Below are 16,248 nucleotides of genomic sequence, written 5' to 3'. Positions count from 1 at the left end.
TTCCAGGCAAATAAGAAACAAACCTGGCTTGAGTGCTCAAAAAAGTCTGACCCAGAAAATTCATTAAGTGATTCCGCATTCGTTTCTTCAGGACTTGTTAAACCGCGTCGATATCGTCGACGTGGTGGGCAAGTTCGTCCAGTTGAAGAAGGGCGGCGCGAACTTCATGGGCCTGTGCCCGTTCCATAACGAGAAGAGCCCGTCGTTCACCGTCAGCCCGACGAAGCAGTTCTATCACTGCTTCGGCTGCGGCGCGCACGGCACGGCGATCAGCTTTCTCATGGAGCACAGCGGGCTTACGTTCCCCGAAGCCGTCAATGAACTCGCGCAGTCGTGCGGCCTGACCGTTCCGCAGGAACCGTCAATGCGCGGCGGCGGATCGGGCGGCGGCGCGGGCAGCGAAGGTTACGTGCCCGCGCCGAGTAAAGCCGTCAGCGTCGCGTTGACCGAAGTCATGCAGACCGCCTGCGAGTTTTATCGCAAGCAATTGCGCGGGGCGCCCAACGCTATCGAATACCTGAAAAAACGCGGTTTGACGGGCGAAATCGCGTTGCGCTTCGGGCTCGGCTACGCGCCCGACGGCTGGCAGAGCCTCGAAGCGGCATTCCCTGACTACAAGAACGACAACCTGGTGGAAGCGGGTCTCGTGATCGTCAGCGAGAAAAGCGATAACCAGGGCCAGTCTCGCCGATACGATCGTTTCCGCGAGCGCGTCATGTTCCCCATCAGGAACGTGAAGGGCAACGTCATCGGTTTTGGCGGGCGCGTGCTTGACGGCGGAGAGCCGAAGTACCTGAATTCGCCGGAAACGCCGTTATTCAGCAAAGGCAGCGAGTTATACGGCCTTTTCGAGGCGCGGCTGGCTATTCGCGAACTTGGGTACGCGTTGGTCGTCGAAGGGTACATGGACGTTGTCGCGTTGGCACAGCTGGGTTTTGCGAACGCCGTTGCAACGCTCGGCACGGCTTGCACGCCTATCCATGTTCAGAAACTGTTTCGTCAGACAGATACCGTCGTGTTCAGTTTCGATGGCGATTCGGCTGGCCGCCGTGCCGCGCGTCGAGCGCTGGACGCCTGTTTGCCGCATGCCGCCGACAATCGCACGATCCGCTTCCTGTTCCTGCCGAAGGAACACGACCCGGACAGCTACGTACGTGAATTCGGCACCGACGGGTTTGGCGAGCAGGTCGATCGCGCGATGCCGCTGTCGCAATTCCTGCTGAACGAAGTCCTGAACGACAAGGAGCTCGACCAGCCGGAAGGCCGCGCCAAGGCGCTCTTCGACGCCAAGCCGCTGCTTCAGGCGTTACCGGCGAACGCGTTGCGCGTGCAAATCCTGCACATGCTGGCCGATCGGCTGAGTACACCTTTTGGTGAAATCGCGGCATTGTGTGACATCGACTCGCGTGCGGCGGCCGTTGCCCGGGCCGCGTTGCCCAAGAGCGAGCGGCGTCGCGTCAAAGGCCATGAACAGCGTGCGCTGCGCAACCTGGTGATGTACCCGGGCATTTACGCCACTCTCGATCACGAAAGTGAGCAGACGCTGGTCACCATGACCGAGCACGGGGAATTATTCAGCGAGGTGATCGGGCACGCGCGGGAACTCGGGGAAACGGCGGAGTTCCAGATGCTGTCGGATCTCCTGCGCAACGCCGCCAATGCCCCGACTTACGAGGATATCTTCCAGGAAATTCTCGCCTATGATGAAAATGTACGGGATCTGTTGATGCGCGATCCGGCCGACGAAGCGGCCAACGAACGCGTACAGGAGCAGAAAAAGCTGCTCGCGGAAGAGTTGCATGCGACGGTTGTCAAATTGCGTCACGACAGCTATAGGAATCGGCTGGATCAACTGGCGCAGCAATCGAGCTTGACTGCGGAAGAAATTGCCGAATTTTCGGATTTATCGGCTAAAGCTGCTCAAATAAAGGCCTTACGTGGGGTGAGTCGGGACATTTAAGACACGCATGCTACAATTAAAGATTTTCAGCAAGTTGTTTTTTTGACTTTTGTGCTCATTTGCGAACGAGGTGAGACACGCATGGTTAAGACTGCTAGCGGGAAGAAAACAACGGTACGCGGCTCGATCGAGTCGAAACGGGCAGTGGCCCATAGCCGATCAGTTCCTTCCCCCGGAGTGTCGAAAACCAGGGCGATCACCAATCCCTCTTCGCCGTCGGGTGCAAGTAAAAAAAGCTCGGTTGCAGCGGCAGTGAGTAGAGGGTCGACAGGGTCTGAAGGGTCCGCCAGAACGGCAAAAGTCACGGCGAAAGCCGTGAGACCGGTGGGCAAGAAGACGCTAGGTCAGCCAAAAGACCAGATTGGCCTGTTGGCGGGTGAGACTGGCAGGAGTGGCAAGGCCGGAAATTCGGCCGGCAAGCAAGCGAGTGCAACGGAAGCGGCTGCTAATGCGGGCCGGAAACGCATCACGAAGCAGGGGTCGAAGCTGGCCCGCGTGCGCGTCGTGAAGCGGGGACCGGCGCAGGACTCGGGGCGACGCACTGCCAAGGGGTCGCAGGACAAGGCAGCGCGCGCATATTCTGTATCCACGGTTCCATCGGCTGTCGTCCAGCAGCCGCGAGTCGAGACTAATGCCGGTACGGCGAACTCCATGACGAAAAAGCTGAACGAAGTACCCGTCGATGACGACGCAACGCAAAACGTGCAGGCCGACCCGGCCGCGGACTCGACTGCGGAAGCGGTAGCCGCGCCGCCGGTCAAGGTCGAAAAGGTCAAGGCACGTGACCGGCGTGCGAAGGAAAAAGCACTGTTGAAGGACGCGTTCGCTTCGAGCGCGCCCGGTACCGTTGAAGAGCTTGAGGAGCGGCGTGCGAAGCTGCGCGCGCTCATCAAGCTCGGCAAGGAACGCGGCTTCCTGACCTACGCGGAAATCAACGATCACCTGCCCGATAACTTCACGGAAACGGAAGCTATCGAAGGCATCATCAGCACGTTCAACGACATGGGCGTGGCGGTCTACGAACAAGCGCCCGACGCTGAAACGCTGCTGCTCAACGACAACGCGCCGGCGGCTTCATCGGACGACGAAGTTGAAGAGGAAGCTGAAGTCGCGCTTTCCACTGTCGACTCCGAATTCGGCCGCACGACCGACCCGGTCCGCATGTACATGCGTGAAATGGGTACCGTTGAACTGCTGACGCGCGAAGGCGAAATCGAGATCGCGAAGCGGATTGAAGACGGCCTGAAGCACATGGTCATGGCCATTTCGGCTTGCCCGACGACCATCGCTGACATCCTGGCCATGGCCGAGCGCGTGCAGAACGAAGAAACGCGCGTGGATGAACTGGTCGACGGCCTGATCGATCCGAACGCCGCCGACGCTGATGGCTTCTCCGAGCAGGAAGCGGAAGCTATCGAAAGCGAAGAGGAAGAAGAGGAAGAGCCGAACGAGGACGAGGAAGAAGTCGACGAAACGACCGCTCAGGCCAACGCCAACGCCGCCCAATTGGAAGCGCTCAAGCGTGCGTCGCTGGAGAAGTTCTCGCTGATCAGCGAGTGGTTCGACAAGATGCGTCGTGCGTATGAGAAGGAAGGGTATAAGTCGAAGGCTTATCTGAAAGCGCAAGAAGCTATTCAGAGCGAGCTGATGACTATCCGCTTCACCGCGCGGACCGTCGAGCGCCTGTGCGACACGTTGCGTGCGCAGGTGGATGAAGTGCGTCAGGTGGAACGTCAGATCCTGCATACCGTCGTCGATAAATGCGGTATGCCGCGTGCAGAATTTATCGCGCGTTTTCCGGGTAGCGAAACGGATCTCGAGTGGTCGGAGAAGGTCGTTGCCGAAAACCATGGTTATAGCGTGATCCTGGCGCGTAACGTTCCGGCGATTCGCGAACAGCAACAGCGTTTGCTCGATTTGCAAGCGCGGGTTGTGTTGCCGCTGAAGGACCTGAAGGAAACCAATCGTCAGATGGCGGCCGGTGAACTGAAGGCGCGTCAGGCGAAGCGCGAAATGACGGAAGCGAACTTGCGTCTCGTGATCTCGATTGCCAAGAAGTACACGAACCGCGGCCTGCAGTTTCTGGATCTGATCCAGGAAGGCAACATCGGTTTGATGAAGGCGGTGGACAAGTTCGAATATCGTCGTGGTTATAAGTTTTCGACGTACGCCACGTGGTGGATTCGTCAGGCCATCACGCGGTCGATTGCCGACCAGGCGCGGACCATCCGGATTCCGGTTCACATGATCGAAACGATCAACAAGATGAACCGTATTTCGCGGCAGATCCTGCAGGAAACCGGCCTTGAGCCGGATCCGGCAACGCTCGCCGAAAAGATGGAAATGCCCGAAGACAAGATCCGCAAGATCATGAAGATCGCGAAAGAGCCGATCTCCATGGAAACGCCGATCGGTGACGACGACGATTCGCATCTGGGCGACTTTATCGAAGACACGAATACGGTGGCGCCGGCCGACGCTGCGTTGCACGCCAGCATGCGCGACGTGGTGAAGGATGTGCTCGATTCGCTGACGCCGCGCGAGGCGAAGGTGCTGCGGATGCGCTTCGGTATTGAGATGAGCACGGATCACACGCTCGAGGAAGTAGGCAAGCAGTTTGACGTGACGCGTGAGCGGATTCGCCAGATCGAGGCGAAGGCGCTGCGCAAGCTTCGTCATCCGAGCCGGTCGGACAAGCTGAAGTCGTTCCTGGAAGGGAATTGATGTTGCGTTGATGGATCCCAAGCGCGGCGGCCCGAATAGGTCCGCCGCGCTTGTTTTATGAGCCGTTTCAAGGCAAACTCGCAGACCTTCGCGAGTGCAGCCGGATTGAATTCGACGGGCGCTGGAAGCGCCGCTCGGACATATTCCCTTGGTAGCTCGTTGACTCGCTGCAGGGCGTTTTCCTGCAAAAGGGCCGGAAGCTTAATTGGTATAAGCTGTCGACTCATAATCGACCGATAGTGGGTTCGAATCCCACCCGGCCCACCAATCGCTGTTCCAGCGAATCCCATGTGTTCTGCTTGTGCACGGCTTTCCGATGCCCCGTGCGTCCCGTTGACGTCTCGGAGATCCCGGGGCCGTATCTCACTACTCTCCGACCGACAACACCCCCAGATATGACTCCAGTCTCAACGCTCGGTCGCGCGTGAGGGACATGCCTTCATCTTCTTGCATCGGAACGTACATCGTGCCCTGACGCGTTGCGAATATTGCCGATTGAGTCGCCAGTTCGGCATCGCGGAAAGTCAGCCAGGTCCGCTGCGATGTCTTCAGTTTTTGTGCGGGTGTTGCCGGAAGCGTCTTCAGCAAGCTCTGATACGCAACGTTCAGGCGATGATCAAACGCCTTGTAGGCGACCGAATAACAATCCGACATGTCCGCGGTCGAGACGGTCTTCGGATTGTTCAGGCACGCGTCCAGCGCTTCGGATGTCTTGTCCGTGGGTTCTGCGGACGCGGCGAAAGCCGATGTTGCGGTCGCCGCGCAGATGCCAGAAATCAGAAGCAGCGGGATCAATCGGCCGGTTTTAAGCGAGAGCTTGGTGATCATTTAAGCGGGATCGGTTGACGTGAAGGATCGCTATTGTGCCTTTAAACCCGTCGTTCAAAACGACGATACGATCAGCTCGCCAATATCTGAAATCGCCGCTTCCCGGCGAGCGGCTTCGGCGTTCGTCTGCGTCAGATAAGCCGTAACCAGTAGCGGCGCGCGTTTGGGCGGCCAGATGATCGCGATGTCATTGGTCGAGCCGTGTGATCCGGTGCCAGTTTTGTCGCCGACGCGCCATTCCTTTGGCAGCTTCGCGCGGATCCGCTGCCCGCCGGTCTTGTTCGCGATCAGCCAGTCCCGCAACCGGGCGCATGAATTCACCGATAACCTGTCCGTCAGCAGCAGCGTACGCATCGTGGCGAGCATGGCATTGGGCGTGGTGGTATCGCGCGGATCGCCGGGCGTGCTTTCGTTGAGCGTCGGTTCGTTGCGGTCGAGGCGCGTCTGCGTGTCGCCCAGCGTCCGCAGAAACGCGGTCAGCGCAGCCGGTCCGCCGAAGCTCGCGAGCAGCAGGTTGCCGGCGGTGTTGTCGCTGAGCGTGATCGCGGCTTCGCAGAGCGCGGCGACGCTCAAGCCCGTGCTGTCGGCGTGATGTTGGGTGACTGGCGAGTAATCGACCAGATCGCTTTTTGAATACACGATCTTGCGCGCGAGGTCTTCCTGGCCCTTGTCCACGCGCGCCAGTACGAAACCGGCGGCGAGAAACTTGAAGGTGCTGCACAGGGGAAACGCTTCGTCGGCGCGCAGTCCGGCGCGAGCGCCTGAACCTGTATCGAGGATCGAGACACCGAGCCGGCCGCCAGTGCTCGCTTCGATCTGTGCAAGCCGTTTGCCTGCCTTGTCCACCAAACGGCCCCCAGCGCTATCCGCAGCCATCGCCAATGTTCCAAACGATTCCGCTATAACACCTGCTAGGGACGCGCCCGCAAGAGCGCCCGTGAACCTCCTCCGTGTAACCATTGATCCTCCATTCGTGACGTGAATTGAGCGCTCAATATCGGCGGTTTGGATCGCACTGACAAACGATGATTAATTGACACGAACCAAAGAAAATCTAATGGCTGGGCGGAATGATTCGGCCCTTTCTCCCTTTGAAACATCGTCCTCATTTTCTGCTCATTCTTGCGGCTCACACTGCCTTCATCCGATACAGCGAACCGCTTGCATCGCATGACAGGAGAGCAAAAATGAAAACCGTTCGTTACTTGGTCGTCGCCGCCGCGCTCGGGTGCGGCTTGGTTACCTGCGCGCAGGCGCACGTGTTCGTCGGCGTCGGTTTTTCCGCGCCCGTGTATCCGGTCATGCCGGCTGTGCCCGTGGTCGCCGCAGCGCCGGTTTATGCCGCTCCGCCGCCCGTTTATTACGCCCCGCCTCCGGTTGTGGCCGGTTACTACGGGCGTCCTTATGGATACGGATACGGCTACGCGTATCCGCGGCACTACGGCTGCTGGAATTGCGGATACGCCTACTGGGCGCGTTGACGTCTCAGGGCGTCGCGCGCGACTTCATTAGTCCGGCGTTGGGGATTGAGTCGCCGGCCGTTTTCTGAATAAAACCGTCTATCAACGCGGCGAGCGCATCGGGATGCTGGTACATCATCGCGTGTCCCGCCGATGCCACCACCCACAGCCGCGCTCCAGCAATCAACCGTGCCAGCGCGTCCGAGTTCTCCTTGGACAGGACGACGTCGTCAGCGCCGCCCACGATCAGCGTGTCGGCCTGCACCGCCTTGAGCGAGACTTCGGTGGCATCGTCGCCGGCCCAGTCGCGTAGCAAGCCTGTCTGGCCCTCGGTCACCGTGGCCGTGATTTTGGGCGAACCGTAATCAGCGGGGCCGAACATGTTCGCCCGGAAGCACTGCTGCGCGGCGTCGAGTGCGGCCGGGGGAAACAGCACACGCATGACGCTCGCGAAGGTGGTCCCAGGCGCGCCGGAAAGCACTGCCGCAATCGCGGGCGGTACCGGCACGCCGAGCCGTCCCGGCGCAGGCGCGTTCATCAACACGATCCGGCGCAGCGCGGCCGGCCTGTCGATGGCAAGCTGCAGCGCGATTGCCCCGCCCATCGACCAGCCGATGACCGTCACGTCGCGCAGATGCAGCGCGTCGATCAGCGCGGCGGCGTCTTTCGCCATGTCTTCCACGGTGAATGACACCGCGTCCGGTTGCGAGCGCCCGACGCCGCGGTTATCGAAGACGATCACGTCGTGTTTTTCGGCAAGCGCGGCAAGAAACGCGATATCCCATTCGGCGACCGTCGCCCGATAGCCCGTCTGCAGCACGACCGGACTGCCGTGCCCGAAGCGGTAATACGCGATATCGCCGCTCGCCGTGTGCGCGATCTGCTGGCGCAACGCGGGATCCCGGTCGGGGCGGTTCGCCACGTCGGGGCAGGCGTTTTCGGCGGGAAACTGGACATTCCGGGCGAAGGCGGATGCTGACAGCAGCGCCAACGCGCACGCCATTACAACGACGACAGCCTGCAAATGCCTCATGTAACACTCCCGATTGTGTGTGAAGCCGGCATCGCGCGATCAACGTCTCAATACTCCGTTGCACAACAAGCGTAGTCGACCCGGTGGTCGATTTGCCGCAGTATTCGGTAATCTTGCGTGCAGTACGGTCGTGCACTCGCCCGCTCGGGCTGCCCGGCTTCCTTTGCCCACCTAAACGGATGGACGACGTGATCCACGAAATGACCAGGACAGTTCTGCTGATTGTCGCGGCGTTATTCCCGATCATCAACCCGCCGGCGGCGGCGTTCATCATCCTGAGTCTCACGCCGCACGCGACGCCGACGGAGCGCGCGGACATCGCGCGGCGCATCGCGGTGAACAGCTTCGTGATCCTGTTGGCGTCGCTTTCGGTGGGCGCGTATTTGCTGTCGTTTCTCGGGATATCGATACCCGTGCTGCGCGTAGCGGGCGGGTTCATCATCGCGATGGCGGGCTGGAACCTGCTCCAGTCTTCCGATGACGATTCCGGCGAGGAAGCCAGCGAGGAAATGCAGCCGGACCCGGGGTCTCATCGGCGTGTTTCGCCGAACTCGAAGGCGTTCTATCCGCTGACGTTGCCGATAACCGTCGGTCCCGGCGCAATCTCAGTCGCCATTGCGCTTGGCACCGGCACCCCGCGCGGCGGCCTGCAGCCGGTTCACTTCATTGGCGTGGGCGTGGCGCTCGCGCTGCTGTGCATAACAATTTATCTGTGCGTGCGCTTCGTGTCGAACGTGCAACGGCTGCTCGGACCGTCCGGCACGCAAGTCGCCATGCGGCTCTTCGCGTTCGCGATCTTCTGCATCGGCGTGCAAATCCTGTGGCTCGGGCTATCCGAACTGCTTAATTCATTGCATCCGCACTGAATCGTCCGGACGATTCAACAGGACTGCCGCGCGCTGGCGAACCACGCCGCCGAGCTGAACCAGCGTCGCGAAGACCGCGACGGTGAGGGCTCCGCTGGCAATGGCGAGGGATATGTCGAGCAGGGCTTGCAGTGACGTGATCATGACGGGCTCCTTATCGTGTTCTGTAGATTCGTGTGCGTTGTATCGGTGAGCAGGATTCTGACGATGCAAAATGAGGGGAAAATGAGCGATGCTGCGGGAATGCACGAATCAGAAGCCGGGTACCGCGCCGAGCAGCAGCCAGGGCAGCATTTCCTCATACGTAGCAGGACGTTCAGCGGGCAGCGCGGCTTCCTCGGCTGAGCCGTTGTCGTTCACGGGCGAGGCAGCCTGGTCGTTGTCGCTGGCGCTCGAATGGTTGCTGAAGAGCTGGAACATGAGTCATCTCCGGTTGGGTCGTGAAGCAAACCACCGCTTCGAATGACTGCATGTTCACAAGCCAGAATGAGCAGAAAATGAGCGGGCGCAGTCCCTCGACGCGCTTGGGTCTTTGAGCCAGCAGTGGTATCGATTGATGAACCCGTCGTTTTTATCCGCCTTCACGCGCCCTTTCCATGAGACCTTCGCTCCGCAACAATCTCATCATCGCGCTGGCGATATTGGTCAGCGTTGTCGCCATCGCGCAGAGTGTCAGCACGTATCAGCTCTGCCGCACCGGCGGAAGCGCGCTGCTCGACCTGCGACTGGAGCAGGTCGCCATGCGCATGCGCGGCGGTCTCGCCGATGGAATCCCTAGCGCGCCCGCACGCGGCTCGCAACCGGCGCGCGATATCGTGATCACCATCCGCAGGCCCGGCGCCGATATCCCGCTGCGTTCCACCGAGCCGTCGCTGTCGCTGCCGGCAGATGCCCCGGCGGGATTTTCATCGGAGATCGTGAATGGCGAACGCTGGCGCATCTACACGCTGCGCACCGACGAAAGCGTGATCCAGGTCGCGCAGCGTTCGTCCGTGCGCGACGAACTGGTGCGCGAAACCGCGCTGACCACGCTGTGGCCTACGTTGATCCTCTTGCCGCTCGTGCTGTTCGCTGTCGTCGTGATCGTGCATCGCTCGCTGCGGAGGCTGACGCCGCTCGGGCTGGCCGCGCAATCCGTCGATGCCGGGAATTTGAAGCCGCTGCCAGTGACAGGCGTGCCGAGCGAGGTGCTGCCCTTCGTCGAATCGATCAACCGCATGATCGCGCGGCTCGCGCAGCTGATCGAATCCGAGCGCAAGTTCATTGCCGATGCCGCCCACGAACTGCGCACGCCGCTCACCGCGCTGCAGTTGCAGGCGGACAACCTGCAGCCGCATATCGTGGCCGGCAATCAGGAGCGGTTTCAGGAACTGCGCAGCGGGATCACGCGCAGCAGCATGCTGATCGGGCAGTTGCTGCGGCTCGCGCGCGCGGACGCGCCGCTCGGCGCCGCGATAGAGCCGGCCGATGTGTCGCCCATCGTGGTCGATGCCGTCTCCGGTGTGTTGCCGATCGCGTCGGCGCGCGGTATCGACATTGGCGCGGAAGCCATGCTCACCGATAAGGTCGCCGCGCCGCGCGCGGACGTCGCTATTGCCGTGAAGAATCTCGTGAGCAACGCGGTGCGTTACACGCCGGATGGCGGCACGATCGATTTGCGCATGCGTCGCGAGGCGGACGCCTTGTGGATCGAGGTCACGGATACCGGTCCGGGTATCGCGGAGGAGTCGCTGCCGCGTGTGTTCGACCGCTTCTTTCGCGCGAATTCGGATACGCACGCAGACGTTGAGGGAACCGGTCTCGGGCTGTCGATCGTGAAGGCGATCACGGGAAAATATGGCGGTCAGGCGGTGATTCAGAATCGCCGCGATGGCCGCTCGGGGATTGTGGCGGCGGTGAGTTTTCCGCTGGCGAGCGTGTGAGAATAGGGTGAGAAGTGTTGGTCGAAGGTCGACAGGAGAGAGGCATGAGAGTCCTGCTGGTTGAAGACGATCTCCAGATCGGGCAAAGCCTGATGCGTGCGCTGAAGGACGCGGATTACGCCGTGGACTGGGTGCGCGACGGCATTGCCGGACGCGAGGCCATGAGCGCCGCCGATTACACAGTTGTCCTGCTTGATATCGGCTTGCCGGGCATGTCGGGCATCGACTTGCTGCGCTCCGCGCGTGCCGGTGGTAATCCGGTTCCGGTGCTGATCCTGACCGCGCGTGACGATCTCGACATGCGCATAGAAGGCCTCGATATTGGCGCCGACGATTATCTGCTCAAGCCCTTCGAAGTCGGCGAGCTGCTGGCCCGGATGCGCGCGGTGCTGCGGCGCAAGGCGGGTTATGCCGTGTCCCGGCTTGGCGATGAGACCCTGAGCCTCAATCTCGACCAGCGCACGCTCACATTCGGCGATAAGGCCGGCGCGTTGTCCGCCCGCGAATTCGCGTTGATGCACGCGCTGCTCGAACATCCGGGAACGATCTTCTCGCGCGGGCAGATCGAGGACAAGCTGTACGGCTGGGGCAAGGAAGTGGAAAGCAATGCCGTCGACGTTCTAATCCATTCAGTGCGCAAGAAATTCGGCCAGGGCGTGATCCGCAACGTGCGCGGACTCGGCTGGACAGTGATGCTCGGCATGCCGCAAGAGCGCAAACCCTCCGACGACTGAGCTTGCATCGACCTGGCGAGGCCCATGTGATTGTCCGCGTATCGAAACTTCTGCTCGTGATGGCGATGGCGCTGCTCACGTCACTCGTGAGCGTCGGCAACCTCACCGATTACGGCAGCAACCTTGCGTTCGTGCAGCATGTATTCCTCATGGACACGACTTTTCCGGGCAACGCGAACCGGTATCGCGCGATTACATCGCCCGTCGTGCAGAACGCCGGTTACGCGCTGATCATTTCGCTCGAAACGGCGACCGCCGTGTGCTGCTGGATCGGCGCCCTCAATATGTGGCGCGCGCGCCGGGCGGCCGGACCGGCGTTCAGCCGCGCGAAACGGATGGCGATTGCAGGGCTCACGCTCGGCTTCCTCACGTGGCAGGTTTCGTTCATGTCGATTGGCGGCGAATGGTTCGACATGTGGATGTCGACGACATGGAACGGAGAGGAAAGCGCGTTCCGGTTCTTTACGACCTTTGCATTGGTGTTGATTTTTGTGAGCCTTCGCAATGACGATATCGCTGAGTAAGGTCGCATTAGTACAGGCGATGTTGCTGCTCTTCTTCGCTTTTCCTTGCACGGCTGCAACGTTAGTAATCGATACAGATAAGCCCGCTACGCTCACGACTGAAGCCCTGCTCGCCATGCCCGATGCCGCGACGATCCAAGTCCTGGACGATGTCACCTTCCATCGCATGATGACTTACCGCGCCGTGCCATTGCGATCGCTGCCCGGCGTGCGAACGTTGCCCGCGGATTCCGAACTGCAGATCACCGCAACCGATGGCTTCATCACGAATTTGCCTGCCGCGCTTGTGCGTGGCGACGGCGGTCACGGCGCGACGCCATGGCTTGCTATCGAATCGCACGATAAGCCTTGGCCGCGGACGTCGAAGGGAACCGATGTGGGTCCGTTCTATCTCGTATGGATCAATCCGGGCGCGTCGGGTGTGATGAGCGAACAGTGGCCGTATCAGGTCAATGCCATCCGCGTGGTGACATCGCGCGCGGCAAAATGGCCGCAACTCGCCGTGGATAAAGACGTGCCGGCGAACTCGCCTGTTCGCCGCGGACAGGCGCTCTTTGCCACGCAGTGCATGGTTTGTCATCGCATGAACGGCGCGGGCGATGCATTGGTCGGTCCTGATTTGAACCTTCCGCATAATCCGACCGAGTACTTCCAGCCGTGGGCGCTAAGGGCCTATATCCGCGATCCGAAATCAATCCGGGAATGGTCCGGCATGAAGATGCCAGGCTTCAACAAGGACCTCATTAGCGATCCTGACCTCGATGCGATCATCGCTTATCTGGGTTACATGGCGCCCAGGCGCAAGTAGTGCCAACGGCATATTCCAAGGCGTGTGCTTCTCATTCTTCTCTGATTGTTGGTCGTTACGATTCTGTCCTATGGATTCGGCAGCAAGCATTGCCGGTCCAACCCAACGACCAAACATAAGGAGAAGCATCATGCTGGCAAAAACAACGCGGATTCTCATCGCAGCCGCTGCGGCGCTCGCCGTGACATTTGGATCGGCCCAGGCCGGCACGCTCGCCGCGCCAGCCGGGAATCATTTCATTGAAGAGATGAAATCCTTGCAGCCACAATTGAACCTTAGTACCACACAGCAAACGGCTTATGACGTTGCAATGGACACCATGCGTCAAAGCCATCTCAGCGCACGGATGAATGAGGATCAACTTCAGCAACAGTTTCAGGCGGCGCAGCAAACGCAGATTCTCGACCTGCGTGCCATTCATGCAGCGAACCTCAAGGTGGAAAAGGAGGATGCCCAGGCACGCGAACAGTCAGCCAATGCGTGGATCACTTTCTACGAAGCGTTGGACAACAGCCAGAAGACGGCTGTGAGTTCGCTGCTCAAGCAACAGTTCGCCGCGATTCAGAACCATCCCGGCAAGCCTTATGAGCCGCGAACTGGCCTGTGATCAGTTATATCCTCGATCCCCCTAGGACGCTTTGCACGACTCTGCTGGTCAACCCTTGCCTTATGCACTCTGAACGACCTATAACCTAGTTGCGCGCACATTCCTCTGCCGAATCATGGCCTATGTAAATTGCAGGAGGAACGGCGCGTGCTAGGCGATCGCGACGGCATGATTCGTCCTTAGCGGGCGAGTTGCAAGGCCGCGGGTACGCTGAGATGATGCAGGCGTTCTGATATGCTTTTTCCCGTGCTCCGGCCTGTGAATTCGGCGTCGGTACCACTGGCAGGCGGTATCCACTCAAAAGGGACGAGATCAATGACCAGTCAGTCGAATTCGCGGGGTGTGATCGGCGTTATCACGTTGCTCTTTACGGTACTGACTGCGCTCTATCTGCTCATTGGCGGCGCCTGGCTGCTCGCGGTGGGCGGCTCGGCGTACTACGTCATCACAGGCGTCGTGCTGTTGGTCGTGGCATGGCTGCTCTGGCGGCGCAGTCCCGCCGCGCTTCTGCTCTATGCGCTTGTGCTGATCGGCACGGCGATCTGGGCCCTCTTTGAGTCAGGTCCCGACTTCTGGGCACTCGCGCCGCGCTCCGGTGTGCTTGTCATCTTCGGCGTGTGGTTGCTGCTGCTCATTAGCTGGCGGCTGGCGGGCGATCGCAAGCTGGGTGTAGCGTCACTCGTCATTGCGCTCGTGGCATGGGCGGGCGTGCTCGTATACGCGAGCTTCAATGACCCGCAGCAGGTCAACGGTACGCTGAATGCTGCCACGGCCACGAGCGGCAACAGTACCGGGATCGACCCTGCGGACTGGCCTGCCTATGGCCGTACCCAGGAAGGCACTCGATACTCGCCACTGCAGCAGATCACGCCTGAGAATGCGAAGAATCTCCAGGTGGCCTGGACCTTTCGAACAGGTGACATGAAGGGGCCCAACGACCCTGTCGAGATCACCAACGAAGTCACGCCAATCAAGATTGGCGACTTGCTTTATCTGTGCTCGCCGCATCAGATCCTGTTTGCGCTCGACGCGAAAACGGGCGCGCTCAAGTGGAAGTTCGATCCGCAACTGAAGGCCGATCCGTCGTTCCAGCACGTGACTTGCCGTGGCGTGTCGTACGTCGATCTTTCGGCCAGTGCCACGGCCGTTGCACCCGCCACGGCCTCTGAAGCCGGCGTAGCCGCCGCAACGCCGGCGAGCGATGCCGCCCCGGCCGCAGACACCTCGGGAACCGCTGCGACGGCTGCCTGCACCCGCCGCATCTTCCTGCCGGTCAACGATGGCCACCTCTATGCGCTCGACGCGTTGACGGGCCAACGTTGCGCGGGTTTCGGCAGCAACGGCGACCTCGACCTTCAACACGCCCAGCCAGTCACGACGCCCGGTATGTACGAGCCCACGTCGCCATCGATCATCACCAGCAAGGTGATCATCGTGGCGGGTTCGGTCGAGGACAACTTCTCGAGCCGCGAGCCGTCGGGTGTCATCCGTGGCTTCGACGTGCGCACAGGCCAGTTGCTCTGGGCGTTCGATCCGGGCGCGAAGGATCCGAATCACATTCCGGGCTCGGGCGAGCATTACACGTGGAATTCGCCGAACTCGTGGGCACCCGCCGCTTACGATGCAAAGCTCGACATTGTCTATCTGCCGATGGGTGTGACCACACCCGATATCTGGGGCGGCAACCGTACGCCGGAGCAAGAGCGTTACGCGAGTGGCCTGCTTGCACTTCATGCCTCGACTGGCGAACTCGCGTGGTTCTACCAGACCGCGCACCACGATCTGTGGGACATGGACCAGCCGTCGCAACCCACGGTTGCTGACATCACCGACAAGGACGGCAAGACCGTGCCGGTCGTCTACGCGCCGGCCAAGACCGGCAACCTGTTCGTGCTCGATCGCCGCACCGGTGTGCCTGTCGTACCGGCGCCCGAAACGCCGGTGCCGCAAGGCGCTGCGCCGGGCGACCACGTCATGCCGACGCAACCGTTCTCGCAGCTCACCTATCGTCCATCGAAAAACCTGACCGATGCCGACATGTGGGGCGCGACGATGTACGACCAGCTCGTGTGCCGCGTGATGTTCCACAAGCTGCGTTACGAAGGGACGTTCACGCCGCCGTCGCTGCAGGGCACGCTCGTGTTCCCCGGCAACCTGGGCATGTTCGAGTGGGGTGGTATCGCTGTGGACACCGACCGCCAGATCGCGGTGGCGAACCCGATCGCGTTGCCGTTCGTCTCGCGTCTGATTCCGCGCGGCCCGGGCAACCCGATGGAGCCGGTGCCGGGCGCGAAGGGCAGCGGCACGGAGTCGGGCATCCAGCCGCAATACGGCGTGCCGTACGGCGTCACGATCAACGCGTTCCTCTCGCCGTTGGGCTTGCCATGCAAGCAGCCGGCATGGGGCTATATCTCTGCAATCGATCTGAAGACCAATGAGATCGTGTGGAAGAAGCGTATTGGCACGGTGCGCGACAGTTCGCCAATTCCACTGCCGTTCAAGATGGGCATGCCGATGCTGGGCGGTCCGATCGTCACTGCGGGCGGCGTGGCGTTCATTGGCGCGACGGCGGACAACTACATCCGCGCATTCGATGTGAACAACGGCAAGCAGGTCTGGGAGGCCCGCCTGCCCGCAGGCGGTCAAGCCACGCCGATGAGCTATTCGATCAACGGCCGTCAGTATGTTGTGATCGCGGCGGGCGGACATGGCTCGTTTGGTACGAAGCTTGGCGACTACATCATTGCGTACGCTTTGCCGCAGCAGTAGTGCGCTTGCCGGG

Annotated in this window: 15 protein-coding genes and 1 tRNA gene; 11 read left to right on the top strand and 5 right to left on the bottom strand. The window is 60.8% G+C overall.

The annotated features are described in order from the left end of the window. Window positions 1-67: 67 nt before the first annotated feature. The 3 genes from dnaG (at window position 68) to ACSQ83_RS22990 (ending at window position 4,951) form a co-directional block, all read left to right on the top strand. Window positions 68-1,960, top strand: coding sequence for a DNA primase (dnaG, locus tag ACSQ83_RS23000; RefSeq protein ID WP_414968607.1), 1,893 nt, complete (start codon window positions 68-70; stop codon window positions 1,958-1,960). Between the two features lie 504 nt (window positions 1,961-2,464). Beyond that, window positions 2,465-4,684, top strand: a complete 2,220-nt coding sequence (rpoD, locus tag ACSQ83_RS22995) for an RNA polymerase sigma factor RpoD (RefSeq protein ID WP_436229753.1) — start codon at window positions 2,465-2,467, stop codon at window positions 4,682-4,684. Window positions 4,685-4,874: 190 nt separating this feature from the next. Continuing rightward, window positions 4,875-4,951, top strand: a tRNA-Ile gene (locus ACSQ83_RS22990). Between the two features lie 99 nt (window positions 4,952-5,050). Here ACSQ83_RS22990 and ACSQ83_RS22985 read toward each other — a convergent pair. Together ACSQ83_RS22985 and bla are read right to left on the bottom strand one after the other, a co-directional pair. Beyond that, entirely contained in the window at window positions 5,051-5,512 is a 462-nt protein-coding gene (locus ACSQ83_RS22985) for a lysozyme inhibitor LprI family protein (protein ID WP_436229717.1), read from the bottom strand. A 54-nt stretch (window positions 5,513-5,566) separates the two neighbouring features. Further along, entirely contained in the window at window positions 5,567-6,472 is a 906-nt protein-coding gene (gene bla, locus ACSQ83_RS22980) for a class A beta-lactamase (protein WP_436229716.1), read from the bottom strand. 227 nt (window positions 6,473-6,699) lie between these two features. On the opposite strand from bla, the gene ACSQ83_RS22975 reads away from it, so the two are divergent. Beyond that, window positions 6,700-6,993 (top strand): hypothetical protein, encoded by a 294-nt coding sequence (locus ACSQ83_RS22975; protein WP_414968864.1) that lies wholly within the window; start codon window positions 6,700-6,702, stop codon window positions 6,991-6,993. 4 nt (window positions 6,994-6,997) lie between these two features. Here the strand turns inward: ACSQ83_RS22975 and ACSQ83_RS22970 are convergent, their stop codons facing one another. Continuing rightward, complete coding sequence (locus tag ACSQ83_RS22970) at window positions 6,998-8,005, bottom strand: alpha/beta fold hydrolase (protein ID WP_436229715.1); 1,008 nt, start codon at window positions 8,003-8,005, stop codon at window positions 6,998-7,000. Between the two features lie 200 nt (window positions 8,006-8,205). Between ACSQ83_RS22970 and ACSQ83_RS22965 the strand changes: the two genes are divergently transcribed. Next, window positions 8,206-8,871, top strand: a complete 666-nt coding sequence (locus ACSQ83_RS22965) for a MarC family protein (protein WP_414950739.1) — start codon at window positions 8,206-8,208, stop codon at window positions 8,869-8,871. On the opposite strand, the gene ACSQ83_RS22960 is transcribed toward ACSQ83_RS22965, so the two are convergent. Both ACSQ83_RS22960 and ACSQ83_RS22955 read right to left on the bottom strand, forming a co-directional pair. Beyond that, window positions 8,854-9,015, bottom strand: a complete 162-nt coding sequence (locus ACSQ83_RS22960; RefSeq protein ID WP_414950740.1) for a hypothetical protein — start codon at window positions 9,013-9,015, stop codon at window positions 8,854-8,856. The genes ACSQ83_RS22965 and ACSQ83_RS22960 overlap by 18 nt on opposite strands. A gap of 108 nt (window positions 9,016-9,123) precedes the next feature. After that, window positions 9,124-9,291 carry a hypothetical protein gene (locus tag ACSQ83_RS22955; protein ID WP_436229714.1) on the bottom strand — a complete coding sequence of 56 codons (168 nt, stop codon included), beginning with the start codon at window positions 9,289-9,291 and terminating at the stop codon, window positions 9,124-9,126. 176 nt (window positions 9,292-9,467) lie between these two features. On the opposite strand from ACSQ83_RS22955, the gene ACSQ83_RS22950 reads away from it, so the two are divergent. The 6 genes from ACSQ83_RS22950 (at window position 9,468) to ACSQ83_RS22925 (ending at window position 16,235) form a co-directional block, all read left to right on the top strand. Next, window positions 9,468-10,793, top strand: coding sequence for an ATP-binding protein (locus ACSQ83_RS22950; RefSeq protein ID WP_436229713.1), 1,326 nt, complete (start codon window positions 9,468-9,470; stop codon window positions 10,791-10,793). 44 nt (window positions 10,794-10,837) lie between these two features. Beyond that, window positions 10,838-11,527, top strand: coding sequence for a response regulator transcription factor (locus ACSQ83_RS22945; protein WP_436229712.1), 690 nt, complete (start codon window positions 10,838-10,840; stop codon window positions 11,525-11,527). A 26-nt stretch (window positions 11,528-11,553) separates the two neighbouring features. Beyond that, window positions 11,554-12,051: a DUF2165 family protein gene (locus tag ACSQ83_RS22940; RefSeq protein WP_414968903.1), complete on the top strand. Its 498-nt coding sequence runs from the start codon at window positions 11,554-11,556 to the stop codon at window positions 12,049-12,051. Next, entirely contained in the window at window positions 12,032-12,859 is an 828-nt protein-coding gene (locus tag ACSQ83_RS22935; protein ID WP_436229711.1) for a c-type cytochrome, read from the top strand. Before ACSQ83_RS22940 ends, ACSQ83_RS22935 begins: the two co-directional genes overlap by 20 nt. Before the next feature lie 70 nt (window positions 12,860-12,929). Next, on the top strand, window positions 12,930-13,466 hold the full coding sequence (locus ACSQ83_RS22930) for a hypothetical protein (protein WP_414968869.1): 537 nt from the start codon (window positions 12,930-12,932) through the stop codon (window positions 13,464-13,466). A 315-nt stretch (window positions 13,467-13,781) separates the two neighbouring features. Beyond that, entirely contained in the window at window positions 13,782-16,235 is a 2,454-nt protein-coding gene (locus ACSQ83_RS22925; protein WP_436229710.1) for a glucose/quinate/shikimate family membrane-bound PQQ-dependent dehydrogenase, read from the top strand. Window positions 16,236-16,248 lie beyond the last annotated feature (13 nt).

Source organism: Caballeronia sp. LjRoot29, from assembly GCF_964252755.1.
In the GTDB taxonomy this organism is placed as follows: Bacteria; Pseudomonadota; Gammaproteobacteria; order Burkholderiales; family Burkholderiaceae; genus Caballeronia.
This window is presented reverse-complemented; position numbering and strand designations above follow the sequence as displayed.

Excerpts from the sequence above, each read along its gene's own strand:
- ACSQ83_RS22985 (WP_436229717.1), bottom strand. The coding sequence starts at position 5,512 with ATGATCACCAAGCTCTCGCTTAAAACCGGCCGATTGATCCCGCTGCTT.
- bla (WP_436229716.1), bottom strand. The coding sequence starts at position 6,472 with ATGGTTACACGGAGGAGGTTCACGGGCGCTCTTGCGGGCGCGTCCCTA.
- ACSQ83_RS22975 (WP_414968864.1), top strand. The coding sequence starts at position 6,700 with ATGAAAACCGTTCGTTACTTGGTCGTCGCCGCCGCGCTCGGGTGCGGC.
- ACSQ83_RS22970 (WP_436229715.1), bottom strand. The coding sequence starts at position 8,005 with ATGAGGCATTTGCAGGCTGTCGTCGTTGTAATGGCGTGCGCGTTGGCG.
- ACSQ83_RS22965 (WP_414950739.1), top strand. The coding sequence starts at position 8,206 with ATGACCAGGACAGTTCTGCTGATTGTCGCGGCGTTATTCCCGATCATC.
- ACSQ83_RS22960 (WP_414950740.1), bottom strand. The coding sequence starts at position 9,015 with ATGATCACGTCACTGCAAGCCCTGCTCGACATATCCCTCGCCATTGCC.
- ACSQ83_RS22955 (WP_436229714.1), bottom strand. The coding sequence starts at position 9,291 with ATGTTCCAGCTCTTCAGCAACCATTCGAGCGCCAGCGACAACGACCAG.
- ACSQ83_RS22950 (WP_436229713.1), top strand. The coding sequence starts at position 9,468 with ATGAGACCTTCGCTCCGCAACAATCTCATCATCGCGCTGGCGATATTG.
- ACSQ83_RS22945 (WP_436229712.1), top strand. The coding sequence starts at position 10,838 with ATGAGAGTCCTGCTGGTTGAAGACGATCTCCAGATCGGGCAAAGCCTG.
- ACSQ83_RS22935 (WP_436229711.1), top strand. The coding sequence starts at position 12,032 with ATGACGATATCGCTGAGTAAGGTCGCATTAGTACAGGCGATGTTGCTG.
- ACSQ83_RS22930 (WP_414968869.1), top strand. The coding sequence starts at position 12,930 with ATGGATTCGGCAGCAAGCATTGCCGGTCCAACCCAACGACCAAACATA.
- ACSQ83_RS22925 (WP_436229710.1), top strand. The coding sequence starts at position 13,782 with ATGACCAGTCAGTCGAATTCGCGGGGTGTGATCGGCGTTATCACGTTG.